We start from the raw sequence: 13,710 nt of genomic DNA, 5'->3' as shown, positions 1-13,710 counted from the left end.
CAACAAGCAGATACCCATCCACCAGGCCTTAGAGAATCTATCTGACTATCCGAAAAACAATTTGGGCTCTGATCCCACCAATTATTCACGTACGCTTCGAATGGCTGCACCTCAAAAGTTCTCACGGTTAGAGATCCAGGACAACCCTTCGCCACGGATCTAAACGTTAAATCGAAACTCGACTACGTCTCCATCACGCATAATATATTCTTTACCTTCTATCCGAGCCTTCCCTAAGGATCGAACAGCCGCGATAGACCCAGCCTCCATCAAATCTTCAAAGCTGACTACTTCTGCCTTAATAAAGCCGCGTTCAAAGTCAGTATGAATGGTACCTGCGGCTTGGGGGGCAGTGTCGCCAATATGAATCGTCCACGCCCTAGACTCCTTTGGGCCAGCAGTTAGGAACGTTTGGAGCCCTAAAGTTCTAAAGCCAACATGAACCAGTTGAACCAATCCTGACTCAACCTGACCAAAGCTAGCTAGGAGTTCCGCAGCGTCGTCTTTATCCAAGAGCGAAAGTTCCGCCTCTATCTTGGCACATAGCACAACAATTTCAGCAGGCGCAACCATAGCCGCCAAGCGAGCACGTAATTCTAAATCGGAGAGTGCATCTTCATCTACATTAAAAACATAGATAAAGGGCTTGGCGCTCAAAAGATGGAGATCATTCAGGAATGTCGCGTCTAGTTTGCCAGAGCCAACTGCCCCAGCAATTGTATTACCGGAGTTTAATATCTCTTGCGCCTTTTCCAAGGCCGACAGAGCTTGAGCGAGTTCTGGCCTTTTCCTGGCCTCTTTGGCCAATTTGACTAGCCTATTCTCGACTGTTTGTAGATCCGCAAGAATAAGCTCGGTATTGATTGTTTCAATATCTGAACTCGGAGATATCTCGCCATTTACGTGGATTACGTCAGGATCGGAAAAGACCCGTACTACTTGGCAGATTGCATCGCTCTCCCTAATAGAGGCAAGAAATTTGTTACCGAGCCCTTCGCCAACCGACGCACCTTTGACGATTCCAGCTATGTCGACAAAGGTAACCATCGCCGAAACAATCTCTTTGCTTGAATAAAGCGACGCTAAGGAGTCAAGTCTCGGGTCAGGCACAGCGACGACCCCTACATTTGGTTCAATTGTCGCGAACGGATAGTTAGCCGCCAAGACCTCATTTTGGGTCAACGCATTGAACAACGTTGACTTTCCAACGTTTGGTAGCCCAACGATTCCAATTGACAAACCCACGAATCAATCCTCCGCTATCACAGTCGACCCTCTTACCTAAAGGTCCACCGCAAAGTTTAGGACTTCCACCATGAAAACAATTCAACTCCAAAAGTCAATCTCTTGGACTCAGAGGCGTTAGAGGAGAAAATATAAGTGTGACGACATCTAACCACCCAGGGGGAACTACCGATACGTATCGGATAAACAAGATCACCTAGGGCTAGATAAAGAGTCTTACCGCGTATGAAATCGAGTACTCCACCCCGGTAGAAACAGAAGAGCCAACAAAACGGCCAGGGGTCAATGGGAAAACGAATTGTGGAGCCAACAGTAAACAAAGTCGAGCTCCATTTTGGAGCGGGTGACGGGGATCGAACCCGCACCACCAGCTTGGAAGGCTGGAGCTCTACCATTGAGCTACACCCGCAATGCGAAACACCATCTTAGCCGAACTATCCCATAGCCCCGACACATCATCGTCTATAATTCTTCGATTCAAAAGTGTGACATCCTCCCCGTCCTTATGGACGGGGCTTCCTAAGCTGCTTAGGCAACTTTAGGCGTGGTGGTGCACTTAACTGGGTCGCTGTGGCTGTGTCTTGGTAGACGTGGCATGCGATGTCCCTTTGTGCTCTGTGACACCAAGCCCTGCGGCAGTTAATTTTGGCCGCATTCACATCTGCGTTGTTCTAGAACTAGGTTCCATACATAGCGAGCATCGAAGGAGTGACGAACAAGAACGGGCAGTTCCTGTTCTTGCGGTTACAAGGCCTCACGAATACTGATACCTGTATTATGTATTATGCGCCGAGGGTGTGGCGGTCTTATTTTGGGAGCGCAATTAATGGTCGCTCGAGGCTGTCCTTAAAGGCGGGATTTGCGCTCTTATTCGATCAAAATTGTCATTTGAAGACATTAATCTAACACATCCGCCAGCAACCAAACAATTAAGTCTTGCACAAAAGTAAAAGTCGGGATCTGCTGGTATTGGCAATAAGGCGACACCTAGGCCCTAAAGATAGAGGATCAGCCAATGCTCAAGGGCTCAAGGGCTCAAGGGCTCAAATCAACGAGCTATGAACAGGTCAGCGATATTTCTACATTTTGGGTGAACTCTCACAAACTATCATTTACTTGAAAATGAACGCAATACGAGTGAGATCGTTGGCTCCATAGCAAGGGCTGGCAAATCAACGCAATAGCCCCATAAATAACAATAGATATCCTATTCATGGGGCTATTGATACTTTGAAGCTCAAAAAATAAGCGACAATTTGCCTATTTAACGATCTCCAGAAACAAGAGAATTAGCCGACCATCTATAAAAAAAAAGGGGGGGGGACTAGACGGAAACTTTTATCCACCTAACGGGCGGGAAATCAGACCTTGGCCAGACAACTCGAAGAGCAATCGTTTAATCTCGACTCCGAGAGGTATTTGAATTTTTCTGCAGCGTCGCAAATCCAATAGAGTCACAAGTCGATTCTCTATCAACATCGACCAACTACACGGATAAGACCCCGCGTAACAGCCGATGATAAATCTTCTATCGAAAAGATTACCCGAGTCCGAACAAATAAATTCGCTAACCATAAATCTAGATAAGATTGCGAAGCGATAGTAAAAGGAAATAGCAGCAAGGATATCAACTTAGATTAAAAATGCGAGGCCCGTACTGATGGGCTCGAACAATAACCTCTATCAAAACTCAGCATTCAAGTCAAATGGTCGGGAGGGGGATTTGAACCCCGACCCCCTGGTCCCAAACCAGGTGCGCTGCCGCTGCGCCACTCCCGAGGAAACTACATCATAATAGGCTATTTGGCTATTTGATTCCCCGAAGAGCGAAATCGTGCAATGAAAAATCTTGCGATGATCACAACAAGGATCACAGCAATCAAATATCCGGCATATTTAACGTATGAAGAAAACTGAGTCCAATTAGATCCCACTCCATAGCCCAATCCAGCCAAGGCAGCACACCAAGGCAGTGCGCCAATGAAGGTGAATAAACCAAACCGCACCGGGGGCATCTCTGCTGCACCTGCCGGGAGAGAGATAAAGGTTCGAACAACGGGAGGATTCGCCCTATTAAAACTGCAGAATCACCCCGTCTGGCAAACCAACGTTCGGCTTTGTGAAGATCTTCCTCTTTGATCCTCACGTAGCGACCGGCTCGAAGCACCAACGCCCTTCCGCCAGTTCGACCGATAATCCATGCAATGTAACTACCGATCAGGTTGCCAAAAGTACCCGCCAAAATAACCATCACGATATTCAACTTGCCTAACCCAGCAAGAGCGCCCGCAAAAGGCATTATAACCTCAGAGGGTATCGGTATCAAAGCCGATTCCGCGGTCATGAGCAAAAATATAGCGAGAATTCCCGAACTTGAGATGAAATTTTCCACGACGTTACACTAGTGGCCATTGACGATCTGTCGCACAATACGCATTTGAAATGCGAATTTTCAAAGATTGAGAACCCTTTTAACCTTGAGAGTTCCGGCTTACCTTGCCTAGAATGAAACGGAAGTTCCAACAACTAAGTAGATTTCTTTAAGCATAATGTCAAGATATGATGAAATTAAAATAACAAAAGTAGCCGGAAGCGACAACGCATCCATATTGGTGGAAGATTTCGGAGGAGAAGGTCACAACCTTCTAATTGCCCACGCTACAGGATTCAATGCTCGAATGTATCTTCCTCTGGCCATTGCTCTTAGGTCAAAATTCCACTGTTTTGGTATCAACGCACGTTATCATGGCGGCTCAAGCGGTGGCGATTCTCTGAACGTTGACTGGGGAACTTTTGCAAACGATATCGAAAGAACGATCGAGGTTTTAGGTGGAGATTCGTGGGCGGGATTTGGTCATTCCTACGGAGGTGCTGCTCTGATTCTAGCGGAGGCAAACTCGCCCGGTCTCTTCAAAAGGCTAGCCCTATTCGAGCCGGTAGTACCGATTGAAGGTAATTCCTCAAAGCCAGATTATTCAAACCACCTATCGGTTCTAACCAAACGACGCCGACGACACTTTGGGACGAGGAGGGAAGCGCATTCAAATTTTGAATCAAAGTTCCCGATGTCTAGCTTCGATCAAACCTGCATCGATTTATACCTGGAAACGGGTCTCAAACGAACATTGGATGCCCAATTGGAGCTAACCTGCCCAAGGGAGATAGAGTCCGAAATCTACGCTTGGGCGTCATGCAATCAAGCGTATTCCAATTTACCAAAGATTGAAATACCAATGCTGTTTATTTCAGGTGAGACTACGGACGCCTTTGATCTCAACTACATGGAGCGCCTACGAGAAAAAGCCAAAAGATCCGAGGTCGAAATGGCATTGGCAATGAGTCACTTTGGGCCATTCGAAAAGCCTGAAGTGGTCGCAAAGATGATCACAAATTGGTTCGATTTACAAGAAACTAATTAGACACAGCCTTGCAGTTCGCCAAAATGCTCAAAATCTGAAGACTCCTACGTCAAAGAAATCCTCAACCATTAACACCTGCCCCCCTTTTTTTGAGTGAATATTAAAAGGGGGAGAACCAAAGCCGATCTTCGATGAATCAATTCCGATGAGTCGCACAATGCGGGACACTCCCTTATGAGGGTTTATCTCCTACGGCTGCTTAAAATCAAGTTGGTCCAGTCCCAATCGCAGCCGTCCCAAACAGATGAGCAAATTTCCCCGGAGTGGTTGACTCACTTCCGTATCACACGAAAAACTACCGGATTCGCCAATGGACATCCGCGATAATGCCATCTTCACAAAAGCCTCTGCCTTGACTACAAGGGGTATCAACTTTCGTCTCTAGCAGGTACATATTTAATAACATACTTATCAAGTTTCGTAAGCAAGAGCCATTTTGGAATCAGATTCGCGGAGTAGCGGATGGGGAGACGCAAACACACATGTATTGAGAAGTCGCTCGACCAATGACATTTCAAAGTGCCTTGCGTTGAATCGGTATGCGAATTCCTCGAGGCATAAGTTGCTTATGTTCCTCATCTCCGTGGTATGTTCCGTCGATAAATTTCTTGCAGTTCCCAATTTAGGATCTTGAGCCATTTGAATGTTACATGTGCTTGTTCGTCTTTGGATAGAGTGAACCCGTGCGCTAGTCCAAGGTCTTTCAGCACATACCCGTAACTTGGGTTACCATCACTTATCAGCTTGGTATTAGAATCTCAACGTCTCACAAAAACATCTTTGGGTGATTTAGCAGTGGTATCTTTGATTACTTCCATGAAGCAATGAGTAGGAGCACCATTGCTAATCGACACTCCAATTAGGACATTGGTTTGTTTTGTTCCCTTTCCTCTTTAGCCTTCGCCATGGCTCTCACCACCTAAAAAGAACTCATCTACCTGGACGTTTCCTCCAAGTTTATATAAACCATTTCGGTCAGCCATTACGCTCAGCCATTACGCTCAGCCATTGCCTTAGGTAGCTTATTTAGCATCAACCAGCCAGTCGAATAAGATACTTGAACGAATTTAGCAGGGGCTCTGATGGCTAGGGGGTAGTAGCCGAAAGACCACGCTTGTCGTTGGACAATAGATAGATAGCGGAGAACCACTTGGATAAAGAGATATGGCTTCGATGGAAGATGGTTCTGGAGGTAACGCTAGTTTGACGGTGAAAAGATTTACATTGAAAAAGTGGAGCTCGAGACGCTGCATTTCTTGAAATGATTTGGCCTTACTAAAGTAAATTGATCGAAGTTACACTTTGAGCATCTAAATCCCTCATAGCAATAGCAATTTGATCAAATGATCTTCACATGCTTACTTTGAAGCGAAGCGTACCATAAAGCCTGAGAGATCCACCATGCCACCTTAGTAGAACATCTGTTCTACTAAGGATTAGCTCCAATCTGGTCTCGGTGAAGGCGAAACTTACGAAACTTGATAAGTATGTTTAATAATGCATCATTCTGATAAAACATCTGTTCTAGAGACGTGTCGAGACAGAATACCTTCGCATTGCAACCAGCATATGCAAGTTGATTCGATCGCATTAAGACAAAGCAAGCACGTTTTATGTTCCTTAAAATATGGCTTTTATCAGTTCGATACTTTAAACCAGATCGCTACAAGAATGCGCCATCCAAAGATGCGCTTTATTAGCTTTAGGTCCTCAATGCAAAAATAAGGATGCAATACAAAAACCTGAATTCCTATCCGCACTCACTCAAACTTGTACTAAAACTGGCCTGAAGTCAAAGCAAGGCACCCCATCTTAACTCCAAAAGCTTGTCTGGCGTTTAGTGTGCCTCCAGAATGCTCCTGGCACTTGTACGATATTCATACCATTGGGACTTACTCTAAGTCTCCCATCGAACTGGCAGTCATCAGTCAGGTACGACAGATCCGACAAGGCTAAAAAGAACACAGCTGATCTAATCGCTTAGTGAACCGCCAAGTGGATCAGCATCCGAAATTGAAAAGTCAAGATATTCACCAGCAAAACCTACCTTGATCTCAAAAAACTCGCACTTGGAAAGTCAAGGACCCTCTATATGGGATCAAGTCCCACATGCAGGAAACCATCTTGGTTGTGGGACGCCGTCGACAAATGCACCACTAAAAGTCCACATCCGACTAGCCGAAGAGTCCTACTCAAAGGTGGAGTTATATAGTAGACCTGACCAGGAGAACTACAAATTTCCAATCGCACAGAGCCAGAACTCGGTCAAATTTGTCTGCATTGAGTGGTTTAACCCCACCAAGAGCATACATAGCGCTAGACAACGTTTAATCTCAAGATCAAGAGCCATTCATCAAACGATTTCCAAAGGCGCCACCTGTCAATCAGCTATTCAATGCCCCAACTCAAAAGAGTCAAATCTCTCGATTATTCTCACAATACAAGGTGCCTGCGGAACATTTGAAAAGGCCAATCTGGGCAACTTGAAGGTCAGAAATAACTATCTCAATGTCGCTAAGTGAGCACAAATTGTCACGATATGTGGCTTACTACATTACCGACTTTCTTTAATGTGGTTTTTCATATATTATCGATCCAGGACCACCACCCAGTGGCGGAAAATAATTGCATAAAATAAACTGAATGTCAAAGCTCTATATCCATAGAAATCGAGACATTAATGTAGATGTAGTGCAACAGTCAGTGGCTAAAACCGAGATTTTCGTTGCTCGCTGTGTGATTGGACCACCAGATAAAGACAAAGCCTCTCTCGGTGCAGAAAGCGCCAAACCTTGATACTCCAGCGATCTCAACCTGCCCATTTATTCAAAGTAACAAGAAGCGATCGAGTTCGCCATTCAAACCCCGAGCGGCCAACGAGCAAACCCAAAAAGCAAACAAAGCATGCTTTCATAGACCACTTTTATCCTTTGATTGTTCGATAGATCGGGGTCGAACCGGAAATTTAAAGAAAATTTAGCGCATTTATTTCACCAAATTCTTACAAACTACTTCTTGATTGGCAATCGTTTTCTAGCAATACTTACCCTGGGGGTAGAGATCCTTACCTTGAAGCCGGCCACAATTTCCCAGCAAAAACGACCACTTGCAAATCGAACCGAAGTCAGCAAAGGCAAACGATTTGACCATAATGTCATAAATACAGCCTTAGCCTCAGTATTTTTTAATAAATTTACAAAATCCCAGATTGAACGCGGTCGAAGTGCGCTAAATATACTATAAGAGTAATTTTAGGAAAAAAGAGAGGTCCCGATTGAATCAATCGAGGAATGATTTCCAGCCAGCGTCAACAGAATCCATAATCGCGAGATTACGCACGGTTCGACGAGGATATTCGCCTGAGGATGTACGCGAATCCTTGGAACGGTTTCAAACAAACTTGACAGAGTCAAACCGGACAATCAGCGAGCTAAAGCAAAGACTAGCCGAAGTAACAGCAGAACTAAACGATGCCAATTCACGGCCAGAACCAATCCCTCTGCCAATGGACGAAGCGATGGCAGCAAAAATGCTCGGGGACCATGTTTCATTTATTATCTCCAATTCCGTAACGGCAAGCCAATCAATAAAAGAAAAGGCCGAGGCGGAAGGCGCCGAACTTCTGAGCCAAGCAAAAAGGGAAAAAGAGGAGGCATCAACTCTCGCCAGCCAGATGCTCTCTCAGGCTCAGAATCAATCTGAACAAATGATTTCTAGCGCTCAGGCAGAAGCCAGGTCTGAAACAGAAAAAGCACAATCACAGGCTGACGAACTTCTGAGCCAAGCAAAAAGGGAAAAAGAGGAGGCATCAACTCTCGCCAGCCAGATGCTCTCTCAGGCTCAGAATCAATCTGAACAAATGATTTCTAGCGCTCAGGCAGAAGCCAGGTCTGAAACAGAAAAAGCACAATCACAGGCTGACGAACTTCTGAGCCAAGCAAAAAGGGAAAAAGAGGAGGCATCAACTCTCGCCAGCCAGATGCTCTCTAGAGCACGAGACAAGACTGCCGATATCATTACAAGCGCTCAGGCAGAAGCCAAAACAAAAATTGACCAAGCTGACCAGATAATAGCCGAACGACTAGGTGCGCAAGAATTATTGGCCAAGGAGATTTTAGATCGTGCAAATCAACTCGCTTCTGAGACCATCTCAAACTCCCAGAGGAGTGCGGATCGAATCCTAGCTGATGCCCAAAAAGAAGCCACCTCGTTACTTACCTCTGCGAGGGAAACGCGAACAGAAATTCTCTCCGACCTCAAAATTCGTGCAGACGAAGTCCGAGGCCACATAGACACGCTCGCAAGAACTCGAGGCTGGTTCCTAGAACTTCTCCAAGATGCTCAACGACGCGTCACGAGTGTGGAAAGTGCCCTTACTGTCTCCATAAATTCTAATTTGGAATCCCTGGAAGGCTCTGTTGAGGCCCTAAATCTCTACTCGGTTGAAACTCACTCCTCAGCCCAAGCTGACAAAATTTCAATAGAGAGCCAAAGCATCGAGGTAGAGTCAGCCTCAGGGACAAACAGAGAAGTATCGATAGAACCCGCAGGTCATCTAAGTAACGAGAATCACCCACGCAATGACCATAGTGAAGTCGAATCCAAAAACACTTCAATCGAGCAAGATCCTGCTACATCAAGCGATTCAGCGCCTTTGAAAGAGGTTGAAATAGACCTTACCTCTTCCCCTGATGCAATTATCTCCGTAGACGAAGAAGATATTCAACAAAGCCGTGCCTCGGCTCCAATCGCCGAAGACCCTGTTGATGAATCGACCAAAACGTCGGAGCCGCCAGCCAAAACCACACGGTCAACTACTCGGACATCAACCACGCGACGACCACCCAGGACACCCAGGGTTCAAGAGGCAAGCACCCCACCATCGGAGTAAAACCACGTCTCGGTGTTAGCAAAAAGGACCTTCCGCGAATTCAATCCGGATGGACCTTTTTACCAGAATGTGGCATTTGGCGGAATGCCCCTGGTTTTAGCCCTGGGGATATAGCGTCCCACCGGGGCGAAGCGCCTACAACTGTGCTCAAACATTGCGCTGATTAGCCACCTACTGCTTGATGATTTCTAGCGGGGTGACGAAGACTCCTAGTGACGAAGACTAAGTCTTAGCTACAGGTCTAGCGAGGCTGTGGCCAAGACTTAGCAACTCAATGCGCAGCCTCAGAGACGACCAAGCTTTGATCTACTTTGACGAGAGGATCGATGCCATAGTGAATATTCCACAACTGGGGATCGACACTAACGAGGAGATGGAGTTGATTGGCCATGGTCTAAAGTCCACTTTGGCCCCTTCTTTGGCCCCTTCTTTGGCCCCTTCGTGATGCAAAGCTGAGTAATGATTTCCTCGAGCTAAGGCTCGATGAGTGCCTTACTTTAGATCATCGTCGGTAATTGATCTGTCGTACTTAGAACATGATAAATACAGCGCTAGACAATTTTTTGTTATTGGGTTGTTATTGGGTTTGATCTCCATATGAGCAAGCTATACACCGAAGTGTTATCACGCAAACTTGGCTCTTCCGCCATCTGGTACAACTACCGATTGCCTATTTCTAAAGATGCTGGGTCAAGACTGCAAGCCTAACGAGACAGTGCTGAATGAGAAAGTGCCTAACGAGACAGTGCTGAATGAGACAGTGCCCGATGGGTCTGGAGCCGCTGTGTTCAAGAGTCCAAAGCAGCCTTTAGCACATCTACTCCTGAGAACAAGATTAGTGTGGGCCGGCAAAATTGTGTAAAGACCCCACCCATTGGCGATGCGAAAATGAGTGTTTGCCAAATGCTTCCTCAGTTACCCGGCAACAGACCATTTGAGACTTCGGACAAGCCAGGTCAAAGGCTTTCAACCGCACAAGGAGTGGATACCCCTCAAAGAACAGAACAAAAGGAACAGGACAAACCCGATCACCAGATCAACAACAAATAGGCATAACCTCTTACAGTTACATTGAGGTTCCCCAGATTTAGTGGACACCTGTTAAGCCAACATAGATTGTTGGTAGAAAGGATGTCATCATGGGAGCAACAAGGCGTAAATTCACCCTTGAGTTCAAGACTGAAGCTGCTCATCGAGTTATAGATTCCGGCAGGAACGTTCCAGAGGTAGCTAGTGAGCTATCTATTTCCCAAGAGGCTCTATATAGGTGGGTAAAAGATGAACGAATACGTCTAGAGGCAGCTTCTAGTGTCAATGAAGGACCACTGAGCGCTGATGAAAGAAGAGAACTCATAAAGCTCCGTCGTGAGATGGCAGAGCTCAAAAAAGATAATGAGTTCCTGGGAAAAGCAGCCGCGTACTTCGCAGCCAAGCAAGCAAACAAGAAAGATTTGCCCTGATGGAAGCGGAGTGCGCTAACTTTGAGATAGCACGAATGGCGCGACTACTTGAAGTGTCTCGATCTGGCTACTATGCCTGGCTACATCGGTTAGAGAACCCAGCCGATGCCAAGGTGGCTAGAAATGACCTTGAGGCAAAGATACTCTCCATTCACAGGGAATCTAATGGAACTTATGGCGCTCCAAGAATCACCGCTGAGCTTCACGATCGCGGGGAGGTAATCAGTAAAAACAGCGTTGCAACTCGGATGAGAGATCTTGGAATAGAGGGTATATCCCCCAGATCATTCAAAGTCAAAACCACTACCGCTGATCCAAAGGCTTGTTATCCCAGTGACCTCGTCGAACGTGACTTCGACAAGGGATATCTAAATGCCGTTCTTACCTCGGATATCACTTATTTGCGAGTTGGAGAGGGATTTGCCTACCTTTGTGCTATTCGTGATGAGCACTCCGGCAGGGTGCTTGGATATTCTGTCGATCGCCACATGAGGACAAGCCTTGTCATTGAAGCACTCCAGCAGGCAATCTCCCTCAGGGGAGACGATATCCAAGGCGCAATTTTCCATACCGATCGCGGGAGCCAATTCACCGATCGTCGCGTCGTGGAACTCTGTGAACAGAATGGCATTATCCGGTCAATGGATAAAACTGGATCTTGCTACGACCATGCAACAGCTGAATCGTTCTGGTCGATCTTCAAACACGAGTACTTTTACCGGCACGTATTTGAAGGTATGTCCGAATTGAGGGCTGGGATTAGGAGTTACATGGACTTTTATAACCATAAAAGGCGGTACTCGAAGATCGGTAACGTCTCACCAGTTGGTTATGAACTAACATTATTGGAGTCCGCCAAGGCGGCGTAGTCAATGTGTCCATTATTTATGGGCAACCTCACATCTGGCTGGAGGCAATATCGTCCACCCGGTCTGGTCGCGTCCTTTTTTATCTGAGCCGTCTTTTCTAAGGAACTTTTCAAGACGGAGTTGGTGATTGGTGAGTGAGCTTCGTCATCTAAGTGAAACACGAGCCACTCCCCAAGAACGGAGCGATCATAGGGATTGATTGGGTAGTAAATGAGATTGCTACCATAACAGATGACACCTACGACTTTCCTCATCCTGAAAGACCAAAAACCTCCCAGATCCCTCTTTCTCGCTATCAACGCAAGATGGCTCGACGTAAACCCAGAGTGGACGATCAACTTCTAAGGGCTACCGATGCGCCAAGAAAAATATGCCGCCAAGGCTTATCGCAGCGTCGCACAAAAACGACAAGTTGAATCATGTAACTACGCCAAGTTATTTGTGATGAACCACGACCAGGCCGCCATGGAAGAGTTAGAACCAAAATCTCTCACTAAGACAACCATGGCTAAGAAGAAAGATGATGCTGTCATAGCGTAGCCAAGAGCAGACTGGTGTTTATATGAATTAGAAGCACGCTTCAGGCCCACAACCCCTCCATCCAAGGTAGACGACTATCGGTTGCTTCAGCTGCACTGCGAGAACCAAGCACTCGCTTAGCATTGTCCCAACGAACCTATTCCTGTTATGTTTGTGGGTTAGGAAATTCAAGGGACAAGAATTCTGCGGCCATGATAGTCGTCTGGGCTGGTTTGAATGCGGCTGGTATTGATGGCATAAGAGCTGAGTGTCCGCTGGGCATTCAAGCAGCCTGAGCCAGGAATCACCCGTATATCCGTGGGGTGGTTTCAACAGTTTTGGATAGTACCATTCCAAAACTTCCAACTTTCGTATTGACGACTATTAAAGGTCGCTGTTCTGGTAGCGTTAAAGTCCATAGCAAGTCAGTTGAAAAGTTCTAAAAATGGGTTTACAGGTACCAGGTTCGATTACCGCATCGAAGGTCAGCTCCTTCAAGGAGTGCGGCTTAGCATTTCGTTTGTCCGTCATTGAGAAACTACCTCAGCCCACTACCCTCTGGACAATTCGCGGTACATTGACCCACGCCGTTCTTGAGCGAATGTACTTTCAGATAGAGCCCAAAGACCGGACTAAAAAGACAGCAATTGAAATCGTCCGGCAAGTCTGGAATGAGTCCCTTGTTGACAATAGTCTTGAGGTCATTCTTGGACCCGGCCATAGTCAAGCCGGTCGCGACGCTCTGTTTCAGGAGACTATAGCATTAGTCCTCAAAGACTTTGAGGCCGAAGACCCATCACATGTAAATGCAATCGCAACCGAATTGCGTCTAGAAACTACGCTCGGCGACACGATACTTAGGGGAGTTATAGACCGTCTAGACCTCAATGACGATGGGTCACTAACTGTTACAGACTACAAAACAGGTAAATTGCCTGGGCAAATCCAAGAAAACGAACGTCTGACGGGGGTATATTTCTACGCGCTTTTGTGCGAAAGAGTATTAGGCACCAGACCCAAAAGCGTCCAACTTATCTATCTCAAGGATGCTACGCGGATCGTCGCCACCCCTACAGATCAAGTTTTACGAGGACTTGAATCCAAGACAGAGGCAATATGGAAAGCCGTCTGCCACGCCTGCGAGAAGGAAGATTTCCGACCACGGCCATCTAGAATGTGTCGTTTCTGCCACTATCAAGAACTGTGTCCGGCCCAGGGTGGAAGCCTAGCGCTAATTAGTGATTTCAAGGCAACACACGTAGCCAATAAAAAGCGCTGCGAAAATAACTAAATCAAAATAATTGATT

At 46.3% G+C, this 13,710-nt stretch carries 9 protein-coding genes, 2 tRNA genes and 1 pseudogene; 7 read left to right on the top strand and 5 right to left on the bottom strand.

The annotated features are described in order from the left end of the window. Positions 1-159 precede the first annotated feature (159 nt). From ychF to ACIDITHRIX25_RS000000101285, 4 genes are all read right to left on the bottom strand, one after another. Positions 160-1,245, bottom strand: coding sequence for a redox-regulated ATPase YchF (gene ychF, locus ACIDITHRIX25_RS000000101300; RefSeq protein WP_201732018.1), 1,086 nt, complete (start codon positions 1,243-1,245; stop codon positions 160-162). 335 nt (positions 1,246-1,580) lie between these two features. Continuing rightward, a tRNA-Gly gene (locus tag ACIDITHRIX25_RS000000101295) sits at positions 1,581-1,654 on the bottom strand. A 1,300-nt stretch (positions 1,655-2,954) separates the two neighbouring features. Further along, positions 2,955-3,024 (bottom strand) — tRNA-Pro (locus tag ACIDITHRIX25_RS000000101290). Positions 3,025-3,124: 100 nt separating this feature from the next. Next, the gene (locus tag ACIDITHRIX25_RS000000101285) at positions 3,125-3,637 is read right to left on the bottom strand and encodes a DedA family protein (RefSeq protein WP_201732017.1); all 513 of its coding nucleotides are present in this window, start codon (positions 3,635-3,637) and stop codon (positions 3,125-3,127) included. 157 nt (positions 3,638-3,794) lie between these two features. On the opposite strand from ACIDITHRIX25_RS000000101285, the gene ACIDITHRIX25_RS000000101280 reads away from it, so the two are divergent. Beyond that, the gene (locus tag ACIDITHRIX25_RS000000101280) at positions 3,795-4,664 is read left to right on the top strand and encodes an alpha/beta fold hydrolase (protein WP_052604105.1); all 870 of its coding nucleotides are present in this window, start codon (positions 3,795-3,797) and stop codon (positions 4,662-4,664) included. 411 nt (positions 4,665-5,075) lie between these two features. Here ACIDITHRIX25_RS000000101280 and ACIDITHRIX25_RS000000101275 read toward each other — a convergent pair. Further along, positions 5,076-6,007, bottom strand: a pseudogene (locus ACIDITHRIX25_RS000000101275) (IS1595 family transposase). A 1,931-nt stretch (positions 6,008-7,938) separates the two neighbouring features. Between ACIDITHRIX25_RS000000101275 and ACIDITHRIX25_RS000000101270 the strand changes: the two are divergent. The 6 genes from ACIDITHRIX25_RS000000101270 (at position 7,939) to ACIDITHRIX25_RS000000101245 (ending at position 13,694) form a co-directional block, all read left to right on the top strand. Continuing rightward, positions 7,939-9,555, top strand: coding sequence for a coiled-coil domain-containing protein (locus ACIDITHRIX25_RS000000101270; protein ID WP_201732016.1), 1,617 nt, complete (start codon positions 7,939-7,941; stop codon positions 9,553-9,555). A gap of 274 nt (positions 9,556-9,829) precedes the next feature. Continuing rightward, positions 9,830-10,000 carry a hypothetical protein gene (locus tag ACIDITHRIX25_RS000000101265; RefSeq protein WP_201732015.1) on the top strand — a complete coding sequence of 57 codons (171 nt, stop codon included), beginning with the start codon at positions 9,830-9,832 and terminating at the stop codon, positions 9,998-10,000. 694 nt (positions 10,001-10,694) lie between these two features. Beyond that, positions 10,695-11,015: a transposase gene (locus ACIDITHRIX25_RS000000101260; protein ID WP_052604111.1), complete on the top strand. Its 321-nt coding sequence runs from the start codon at positions 10,695-10,697 to the stop codon at positions 11,013-11,015. Next, positions 11,015-11,884 (top strand): IS3 family transposase, encoded by an 870-nt coding sequence (locus tag ACIDITHRIX25_RS000000101255; protein ID WP_249685811.1) that lies wholly within the window; start codon positions 11,015-11,017, stop codon positions 11,882-11,884. The genes ACIDITHRIX25_RS000000101260 and ACIDITHRIX25_RS000000101255 overlap by 1 nt, the downstream gene beginning before the upstream one ends. Before the next feature lie 354 nt (positions 11,885-12,238). Next, the gene (locus ACIDITHRIX25_RS000000101250; protein WP_052604475.1) at positions 12,239-12,424 is read left to right on the top strand and encodes a hypothetical protein; all 186 of its coding nucleotides are present in this window, start codon (positions 12,239-12,241) and stop codon (positions 12,422-12,424) included. Positions 12,425-12,848: 424 nt separating this feature from the next. Beyond that, on the top strand, positions 12,849-13,694 hold the full coding sequence (locus ACIDITHRIX25_RS000000101245; protein WP_052604476.1) for a RecB family exonuclease: 846 nt from the start codon (positions 12,849-12,851) through the stop codon (positions 13,692-13,694). Positions 13,695-13,710: the final 16 nt, after the last annotated feature.

Source organism: Acidithrix sp. C25 (genome assembly GCF_904848545.2).
Note: the sequence above shows the minus strand (reverse complement) of the source record. Positions and strands in the feature narration are given on the sequence as shown.